Origin of the sequence: uncultured Faecalibaculum sp. (assembly GCF_910588395.1) — a bacterium.
In the GTDB taxonomy this organism is placed as follows: Bacteria; Bacillota_I; Bacilli_A; order Erysipelotrichales; family Erysipelotrichaceae; genus Faecalibaculum.
In genome coordinates, this window is sequence record NZ_CAJUPA010000060.1 from 1 (window position 1) to 9,087 (window position 9,087).

The following is a 9,087-nucleotide window of genomic DNA, read 5'->3' on the forward strand; positions in this document are numbered from 1 at the left end:
TCATGGCAGAGAGGAAATACCTGTAAACATCCCGAACACAGAAGTCAAGCTCTCTCACGGTGACGATAGCCGAAAGGCAAAAATAACACATGGCCACTGAGAAAGCCGGTATCCGAAAGGGTGCCGTTTTTTTATTTCAGAGTATACGCAGACAGCACTCCCATCTGATCTCCAGCCCCGGCCAGGGCCGCAGGTCCCATCAGCACAGAGGTTAACAATTTAACCGGTTCCATCCGGTTTTCTCCTGCTATCATACAAAGGAAGAAACAAAACCCCGGCAGGATGCCGGAAGCATCAATGGAGGCTGTTATGCAAGACAGGGAGATTGAAAACAAACTGCTGTATTCTGTGTTTGCGCGAAATCATTCACAGGCGGGTACACTGAAAGAGGTCGAAGGAGATCTGGAGCGGATCCGGGGACTGGGAGCGGACATTCTCTGGCTGCTGCCGGTGCAGCCTTCCGGTGAACAGGACAGAAAGGGCAAAGACGGGAGTCCCTATGCCATTCAGGACTACCGCCGGATAGATCCGAAGCAGGGAACCTGGGAAGATCTGAAATCACTGACGGAGAAAGCCCATGCTCTGGGGATGAAGGTGATCGTGGATGTGGTCTACAACCATACGTCGCCGGATTCGGTTCTGACCCGGGAACATCCGGCGTGGTTCTTCATGGATGATACAGGGAACCGGCACTCTCTGGTGGCGGACTGGAGCGATATTGTGGATCTGGACTACGGGCAGCGGGACTTGTGGGGTTACCAGATCGAGACGCTGAAGCAGTTTGCGGCTATGGTGGACGGCTTCCGCTGCGATGTGGCGAGCCGGGTTCCGGCGGGGTTCTGGAAGGAAGCCAGGGAAGCCTGCAGCGTGGTGAATCCGGATCTGTTCTGGCTGGCGGAAAGCTGCCATCTGCCGTTTGTAAAATTCTGCCGGGATCAGGGCCGGGTGGGAGAAAGTGAATCTGCCCTGTGTCAGGCAGCTTTTGATGTGCTGTATGACTATGATGCGTTCCCGGACCAGCTGCTGGTGATGCAGCAGAAGGCTCCGGTGAGTCAGTGGACGGATGCACTGGTGCGGCAGGATGCCATGCTGCCGCCGGAGGCTGTCAAACTGCGGTATCTGGAAAATCACGATCAGCCCCGGGCGATGGCCTGCGGCTGGGATGAGAGTCTCTGGAGGAACTGGACGGCACTGCTGTTTTCCCTGAAGGGACTGCCAATGCTGTATCACGGGCAGGAGCAGAGAGAGACACATCTGCCCAGTATCTTCGATCAGGACCCAATTGACTGGAAAGAGGATCAGGAAGCGGCGGACTGGATCCGGCGGTGCAAAGCGGTCAGAACCCGGTATTTCAAGCCTGGGGTTCCGGTTCTCTATGAACCGGATGACGGGAACGGTTCCCTGGCGCTGAACCGCAATGGCCTGCGGGCGCTGTTCCGGCTCCAGGACAAAGGACAGGACAGGATCCCGGCGGGTCTGCCCGATGGAGAGTACATCAATCTCTTCACCGGTGAACCGGTGCAGATCCGGGCGTCACAGGCAGACAGCGACAATCTGCCGCTGCTGGTCAGAGATCCCCTGGCAGATACCCGCTGCAGGCTGCAGTAAGCGGTGACTGTCTTTGGAAAACACACAAAACCCGGAGGAAAACAGCGGTGTGGCTGTCTTCCTCCGGGTTGTTTTCTGTTTGTGCCGCAGCGGGCTGGCTGTGTGCAGACTGCTGCAGTCAGATGGACTGATGCATGCAGTCAGCGCCTGGGGCGGAATCGTCCTCAGTCGTTTTCCGGAATGGCACCGTATTCCTTCAGAACCAGCTCGATGTCCGTGCCTTTGATCTTTTTCAGCAGCTCCCGCATGGCCAGTTTTTCCATGGGATTGGTCACCATGTCTGTCAGCGGCTTGCCATCCCGCATGTGCACGGCTGCCTTGAGCATATCCCGCACATCATAGGCTGATCCCCAGACCTCGGGTACCGCCCGTTCGATGTCCAGCAGATCATACACCGCTTCCATACCGGTGCGCATGGAGTATTCCGTGGTGAAAATCGTATCCCGGGGTGTCTCGGCGAACTGGCCGATGAATGCAAAGTTCTTCGATCCCTTCGGACGCACCAGCGGACGGTCGTCCTTTTTCCGGGGCATGAAGAACGCAGTGACAAAAGGCATCATGCAGGGAATCGTGTTGCAGTGGTTTGCTGCCAGATCATGGATCTTCTCTTCAGGAACGCCGATGTGATACAGCCATTCTTCGCAGATTTCCTCGCCGGTGCAGTCCCGCATCGGTTTTTTCACATAATCGCCTTCCCGGTCCGTGAACAGGCCGTAGACCCAGACCAGGGCGTGTCCATCCGGCTGGTTCCGGAACTGCGGCTGGCGGTTGATGGTCCAGGACAGCAGCCAGGCGGAGTCCTTTGCGGTGACGATGCCACCGGTCACAACGTGACCTGTCAGCACATCCCGGCCGGTGATTGCCTTGATGTAGGGGAAAATTTCTTCGTCCAGGGTCTCCACTGTGGCGGATTCCCAGTTGGTTTTCTCCACATCTCCGCAGAATTTCTCCGGGTGACCGAAATCATCGGACTGTTTTGCGATTTTCTTCCAGGTGCTCCAGCCCCCGTCATCTGCCAGGTCGTCGTTCAGCTTTGCCGGTTCGGTCTGGGATCCGAAAGCCGAGTTCTCCACCAGACCGCCTACGGTCAGGAACAGCAGATCGTTTTCTGTCAGGGAAATCGTCTCCAGTCTGTCGTCCCGTTTCACGGTGATGGACTGCGCCAGTTTTTCGTCCTGCCGCACCACGAACTGCACATCCTCCAGCTTCACGCCGTACTCGAATTTCACGCCTTTGCTCTCCAGGTATTTCACCATGGGCAGGATCATGGACTCATACTGGTTGTATTTCGTGAAGCGCAGTGCGGACAGATCCGGCAGCCCGTCAATGTGGTGTACAAAACGCTGCATGTACCGCTTCATTTCCAGGGCCGAGTGCCAGTTTTCAAAGGCAAACATCGTCCGCCAGTACAGCCAGAAGTTCGAGTTCAGGACTTCGTCATCGAAGACATCTTCGATTGTCTTGTCTTCCAGGTCCTTTTCCGGTGTCAGATACAGCTTCAGGATCTGCTCCTGCGCCTTGTCCGATACGGCGAATTTCTTGTCCGTATGCGCATCCTGACCCCGGTTTTCCGTTACCCGGCACAGGGAATAGTTGGGATCGTCCCTGTTCAGCCAGTAGTACTCGTCCAGCACGGAATAGTCGGCGTTTTCAATGGAAGGCCCATCCCGCAGAATGTCCCACATGACTTCGAAATGGTTGTCCATTTCCCGGCCGCCCCGCATGGTGTAGCCCAGCAGCGGATACTGCCAGCCGTCCATGGCGCCGCCGGGAATCGGATCCTTTTCCAGAATGTGGATGTTTTCTCCGGGCATTTTTGCGTCCCGGACCAGGAAAAATGCCGCAGAGAGCCCGGCGAGACCGCTGCCCATGATATAGGCGTGTTTGTTTTCAATGTCCTTTGGCACCCGCGGATGCGCGAAGGCTTCGTAGTTGCCGCTTCCGTAATGGAACATGTTTCATCACCTCGGCACCATTTTAGAAAAATCTCCATTTGCCGGTCAGCCGTCATGCCCTGCAGCAGTACACAGTGACAAATGTGTCTGAACCGGCCAGCAGGGTGGGAAAACGCAGGTTTCCCACCCTGCACGCCGTTTTCGCGAATTCCGGCAGTCCGGGAGTGAGGAGCCGGTGCGGAATATATCCAGTCAGGGGTTTCCGGCTCAGATGGATACCGGCTTCAGATTGCCGAAAGGCGGCCTGAAGCCGGGACTTTGTCTGGTGGAAGCGCAGAAAACCGCCGGCTGCTTTCCCCGAAGCAAAAGCGGCTGGCGGCTGGTCTGCGGTTTGCAGGATGTGCGGGGCTAACGGCGGATTTCGGTCATGTCCCGGACCACCTGGGTGATCTGGGGGATACCGGCTACCTGATTCCGGATGTGGCCGGAGTCCAGCAGCCGGATGTCCCGGATTCCTGCCTGCAATGAGCTTTCAATGCCCGCCAGGGAATCCTCGATCACTGTGATGTCCTGCAGGGGCACCTGGATGTTTTCGGCGGCGTCCTGGAACATGGCGGTTTTGTTTTCGTATGTTCCGTCGTCGTACACGATGTCTGCCGGATCGATCCACCGGTCCAGGCGGAAATTTTCCACGAAGAAATCAATGTTGGGTTTGATGGAAGCCGAGGCGATTGTAAAGGGGACACCTGCGGCTGTCAGTTCATCAAAGAGTGCTTCCGCACCCTGGATGAGATGAAAGGAGGCTGCATCGGCTTTGCAGAACTGACGGTAGTACTCTTCCTTGAGCAGGGAATACCGGTCTTCCAGTTCCGGGTTTTCCATTCCGCCGTTTAAGTAGCGGATGATCAGTTTATTGGGACGGCCGTTCATTTTTTCGTGCAGCTCCTCCTCTGTGATGTCTCTTCCCCGGAGCTGGCGGGAAATGCGGTTCCAGGCAAGGACGTGCTTGTCGTTGTCCAGAAATAGCGTGCCGTTGAAGTCGAATATGACGCCTTTCATTGTTCCTCCTCGTTTTTGACTTTGACCTGGCGGATCCGGGTGTATTCCCGGTAGTGGTCCGCCACGTCCTGGGACAGTGTGCTGTCCGTGATCAGTTCATCTATGTTGTACAGATGTTCGTATACGTAAAAATCCTCCCGGTTGAATTTCCGGCTGTCTGCCAGCAGATAGACGTTTCTGGCGTTGCGGCAGGCAATGGCCTGCATTTCCCCTTCTTCCAGGGAGGAAGTGGTGAGTTCGTCATCGGCGATTCCATTGCAGGAAATGAAGGCTTTCGTGAATTTCAGGTCCCGCAGGGTCTGGTTGGTCAGGGTGCCGGCAAAGGTACCGGTGTTGGACCGGTAGGTGCCTCCCACCAGAACCACCCGGTCCTGCAGCTTGTCTTTCAGGGCTTCAAAAGCCGGCAGGGAGGGGGTCACTACCCGGACATCCCGGTCCGGCAGCAGCGTGGCCATCATTTCCAGCGTGGTGCCCGGGCCCAGAAAAATGGTTTCGTGATCCTGCACCGCCTGCGCTGCACAGCGGGCAATGGCGAGTTTTTCCTCGATCTGCACCGTGGATTTCTGCAGGTGAGAGAGTTCGAAGTCGATGTTGTAGTCCAGGGACTGGGCTCCACCCCGGACCCGGATCAGCTTGCCTGCCTTTTCCAGTTCGTCCAGGTCCCGGCGCACAGTCATATCGGAGACAGCCAGTGCCTCCATGATGTCCGCGGTGTCCACGATGCCCTTGTCATTGACCATCTGAAGTATTTTTGTCAGTCGTTCCCGTTTCAGCATCCGGTTGCTCCTTTCACAATCCTGTTATACCGTTTCCCGGCGTTCCAGTCAATAGAATCGAACAGAAATAAACAGAAAATCCGAATACATCCATCAAGAACTGATAAAAATTGTTTGAAAAAGCGATTGAAACCGTTGACATAGCCGGAATATCCTGCGTATACTGTGGCTGTAACCAAACAAGTGAAACAAAAACGAACAAATTCAAACGAATCACAGGAAACGAAAGAAGAAGGAGGAACCTGTATGAAAACACTTCCGGAAGATTTTATCTTCGGCGGTGCCACCGCTGCCTATCAGGCAGAAGGCGCCACGAAGGAAGGCGGCAAGGGCCCGGTGGCCTGGGATGATTATCTGGAAAAACAGGGGCGGTTTCTCGCGGATCCCGCCAGCGATTTCTACCACAAATACCCCGAAGATCTTGAACTCTGTTCCATGTTCGGAGTCAACGGCATCCGGCTGTCCATTGCCTGGAGCCGGATTTTCCCGGAAGGAACCGGACGTGTCAATCAGGAAGGGGTCGATTTCTATCACAAGGTACTGGCGGAAGCACAAAAGCGGGGCATCAAGGTGTTTGTGACCCTGCACCACTTCGACACGCCCAAGGCGCTCTTTGACCAGGGGGATTTCCTGAACCGGGACACAATCGATGCCTTTGTGGACTATGCCCAATTCTGCTTTGAGGAATATCCCGAGGTGGAGTACTGGACGACCTTCAATGAAATCTATCCCATTGCCACAAACCAGTATCTGCTGGGAATCTTCCCGCCGGGAATCAAATACGATCTGTCAAAAGTCATTGCCTGCCTCCACAACATGATGGTGGCCCACGCCCGGACAGTGAACCTGTTCAAGGAAGGCGGCTATGCCGGGCAGATCGGTGTGGTCCACTCTCTGGAAACCAAGTATCCGGCTTCCGATGCCCCGGAAGACGTGCATGCGGCATTCCTGGATGATGCCCTGAGCATCCGCTTCCTGCTGGATGCCACGTACAAAGGCGGCTATTCCAGGGAAACGCTGGAGGCGCTGGATGAGATCTGCGCCGCCAATGATGCTGCTTATGATTTCCCGGAAGAGGACTTCATCGAACTGGAGAAGGCGAAGGACCGCAATGACTATCTGGGCATCAATCACTACTCCAGCCACTTTGTGAAAGCCTACAACGGCGAAAATGCCATTCACCACAACGGCACCGGAGACAAGGGCACCGGGTCCTACAAGGTGAAGGGCATCGGTGAGCGCATCTACAAGGAAGGGCTGGAACGGACTGACTGGGACTGGCTGATCTACCCCCAGGGTCTGTATGATCTGCTGCAGCGGATCAAACGGGATTACCCCAACTACAAAGCCATTTACATCACGGAAAACGGCATGGGGTACAAAGATGTGTTCCAGGACGGGATCATCATGGATGGACCCCGCATTGACTACATCAGAAAGTATCTGGGTGCAGTGGCGGATGCCATTGAACAGGGTGTCAATGTGAAGGGCTACTTCCTCTGGTCGCTGATGGATGTGTTCTCCTGGTCCAATGGATACAACAAGCGCTACGGCCTGTTCTTCGTGGACTTCGAGACGCAGAAACGCTATCCCAAGGAATCCGCCTGGTGGTACAAGCAGCTGGCAGAGACAAAGACAATTTTATAAGGAAAGAAAAAGAAAAGGAGACAGCAAAAATGACGAAAGACGAAATGAATATGGTGGGCTTTGAAATCGTGGCCTATTCCGGAGATGCCCGCAGCACACTGCTGCAGCTGCTGAAGGAAGTGCGTTCCGGCAACTTCGCCAATGTGGAGGCGCTGCTGGCGGATGCAGATGAAAACATCAACCAGGCACACCGTTCCCAGACACAGATCCTGGCAGCGGAAGCGTCCGGAGACAACATGGATATGGGCTTCATCTTCGTGCACGGACAGGATCACCTCATGACCACGATCCTGCTGCGGGATCTGATCACCGACATGGTGGAACTGTACAAGCGGAGCTGAGATCATGAACGCGATCATCGGATTTATTGAAAAGGGCAAGCCTTTCTTCAACAAACTGGCAGGGAATGCTTACCTGCAGGCGATCCGGGACGGGTTTCTGGCAGCCATGCCAGCCATCCTGTTCTCGAGCATTTTCATTCTCTGCGCGGCGCTTCCCGAAGTCTTCGGCATCGTGCTGCCGGAGGCAGTCAGCGGCTGGCTGTGGCGGGTCTACAACCTGTCCATGGGCATCGTGGGCATCCTGGTGGCAGCCACCACAGCCCGGGCCCTGGGAGAAAACTTCCAGCGCAGACTGCCCAAAGGCATGACGATGAATGTCGTTTCCATCATGCTGGCTTCCATTTCCGGTTTCCTGATGCTGGCGGTGACGGAAATTGACGGCGGAATCGATGTGACCTATCTGGGCACCAAGGGCCTGCTCTGTTCCTTCATCTCGGCGTTCATCACCGCGAACATGTACAGGTTCTGCACGTTGAAGAACATCACCATCAAGATGCCGCCGGAAGTACCCGGGGTCATCTCCAATGTGTTCAAGAATGTGTTCCCGTTTTCCTTCTCCGTTCTGTGCTGTGTGGCCATTGATTTTGTTTCCACGCAGTTCTTCGGCGTGAGATTTGCGGAAAGTCTGATCACCCTGTTCTCCCCGCTGTTCAGTGCTGCAGATTCCTATTTTGGCCTGGGGCTGATTGCAGGGGCAATGGCATTCTTCTGGTTTCTGGGCATTCACGGTCCTTCCATCGTGGAGCCGGCGGTGGCAGCTGCCATTTATGCGAATGTGGAAGCCAACCTGATGCTGGTGCAGAACGGCGAGCAGGCTTCCCATGCCCTGACAGTTGGATTCAACAACTTCATTGCCTGCCTGGGTGGGACGGGCTGCACGCTGGTGGTGCCCTTCCTGTTCATGTGGATCTGCAAGTCCAGACAGCTGAAGGCAGTGGGCAAGGCGTCGTTCCTGCCGGTGATTTTCAATGTCAATGAGCCGATTCTTTTCGCGGCGCCCATTGTCCTGAACCCGTATTTCTTTGTACCGTTCCTGCTGGCTCCCATTGCCAATGCGGTTCTGTTCAAGTTCTTCATTGATGTTCTGAACATGAATTCCTTCATCTATGTGCTCCCCTGGGCTACACCTGCCCCGGTAGGACTTTTCCTGGGGACTGGCATGGCACCCATGGCCCTGCTGTGTGCCGTGGTGCTGATTGCCGTGGATGCGCTGATCTACATTCCCTTTGTCAAAGCCTATGACTCCAATCTCGTGGCGGAAGAAGCATTCAAAGCCTCTGCACCGGAGAGCCGGGAGGAGCCGGCACCGGTACAGAGTGCGGCAGCTGCCCGGCAGGAACCGGCTCAGGCTGCCGCAGAGGCCCCGGCGTCTGTGAGCGAAGACAAGCCGCTGAATGTGCTGGTGCTCTGCGTGGGTGCAGGTACTTCGGCGATGTTTGCCAATGCGGTGAACAAAGGGGCAGAGGAAAAGCACCTGCCGGTGAAGGCGCAGGCAGAGGCCTTCGGGTCTCATACCGGGATCCTGGATGAGTTCCAGCTGGTGGTGCTGTCCCCGCAGGTGCAGTCCCGCTATGATGAGATCAAAAGCGATGCGGACAGGTACGGGATCAAAGTGGTGAAAACCAAAGGTGCGCAGTATATCGGGCTGACCCGGGATCCGGCGGGCGCGGTGGATTTCGTGGTCCGGGAATCGCAGGACTAACGTCATGAGAATACTGGTAACAGGAGGTGCCGGCTATATCGGCAGTCACACTGCGGTGG

The 9,087-nt window shown here is 55.6% G+C and carries 8 protein-coding genes; 5 read left to right on the forward strand and 3 right to left on the reverse strand.

Annotated elements, in window-relative coordinates:
• Nucleotides 1–309 precede the first annotated feature (309 nt).
• Complete coding sequence (locus QZ305_RS11210) at nt 310–1,608, forward strand: alpha-amylase family glycosyl hydrolase (protein ID WP_294732034.1); 1,299 nt, start codon at nt 310–312, stop codon at nt 1,606–1,608.
• A 164-nt stretch (nt 1,609–1,772) separates the two neighbouring features.
• Here the strand turns inward: QZ305_RS11210 and QZ305_RS11215 are convergent, their stop codons facing one another.
• Complete coding sequence (locus QZ305_RS11215) at nt 1,773–3,563, reverse strand: oleate hydratase (RefSeq protein WP_294732035.1); 1,791 nt, start codon at nt 3,561–3,563, stop codon at nt 1,773–1,775.
• 175 nt (nt 3,564–3,738) lie between these two features.
• On the opposite strand from QZ305_RS11215, the gene QZ305_RS11220 reads away from it, so the two are divergent.
• Nucleotides 3,739–3,915 carry a hypothetical protein gene (locus tag QZ305_RS11220; protein WP_294732037.1) on the forward strand — a complete coding sequence of 59 codons (177 nt, stop codon included), beginning with the start codon at nt 3,739–3,741 and terminating at the stop codon, nt 3,913–3,915.
• On the opposite strand, the gene QZ305_RS11225 is transcribed toward QZ305_RS11220, so the two are convergent.
• On the reverse strand, nt 3,912–4,562 hold the full coding sequence (locus QZ305_RS11225; protein WP_294732038.1) for an HAD family phosphatase: 651 nt from the start codon (nt 4,560–4,562) through the stop codon (nt 3,912–3,914). The genes QZ305_RS11220 and QZ305_RS11225 overlap by 4 nt on opposite strands.
• Nucleotides 4,559–5,338 (reverse strand): DeoR/GlpR family DNA-binding transcription regulator, encoded by a 780-nt coding sequence (locus QZ305_RS11230; RefSeq protein WP_294732039.1) that lies wholly within the window; start codon nt 5,336–5,338, stop codon nt 4,559–4,561. Before QZ305_RS11230 ends, QZ305_RS11225 begins: the two co-directional genes overlap by 4 nt.
• 246 nt (nt 5,339–5,584) lie before the next feature.
• Here QZ305_RS11230 and lacG point away from each other — a divergent pair, with 246 nt between their 5' ends.
• From lacG to QZ305_RS11245, 3 genes are read left to right on the forward strand one after another with little or no spacing between them, the layout of a single operon-like run.
• Complete coding sequence (lacG, locus tag QZ305_RS11235; protein WP_294732041.1) at nt 5,585–6,985, forward strand: 6-phospho-beta-galactosidase; 1,401 nt, start codon at nt 5,585–5,587, stop codon at nt 6,983–6,985.
• A gap of 29 nt (nt 6,986–7,014) precedes the next feature.
• Complete coding sequence (locus QZ305_RS11240) at nt 7,015–7,326, forward strand: PTS lactose/cellobiose transporter subunit IIA (protein ID WP_294732043.1); 312 nt, start codon at nt 7,015–7,017, stop codon at nt 7,324–7,326.
• Between the two features lie 4 nt (nt 7,327–7,330).
• Nucleotides 7,331–9,028 carry a PTS transporter subunit EIIC gene (locus QZ305_RS11245; RefSeq protein WP_294732045.1) on the forward strand — a complete coding sequence of 566 codons (1,698 nt, stop codon included), beginning with the start codon at nt 7,331–7,333 and terminating at the stop codon, nt 9,026–9,028.
• Nucleotides 9,029–9,087 lie beyond the last annotated feature (59 nt).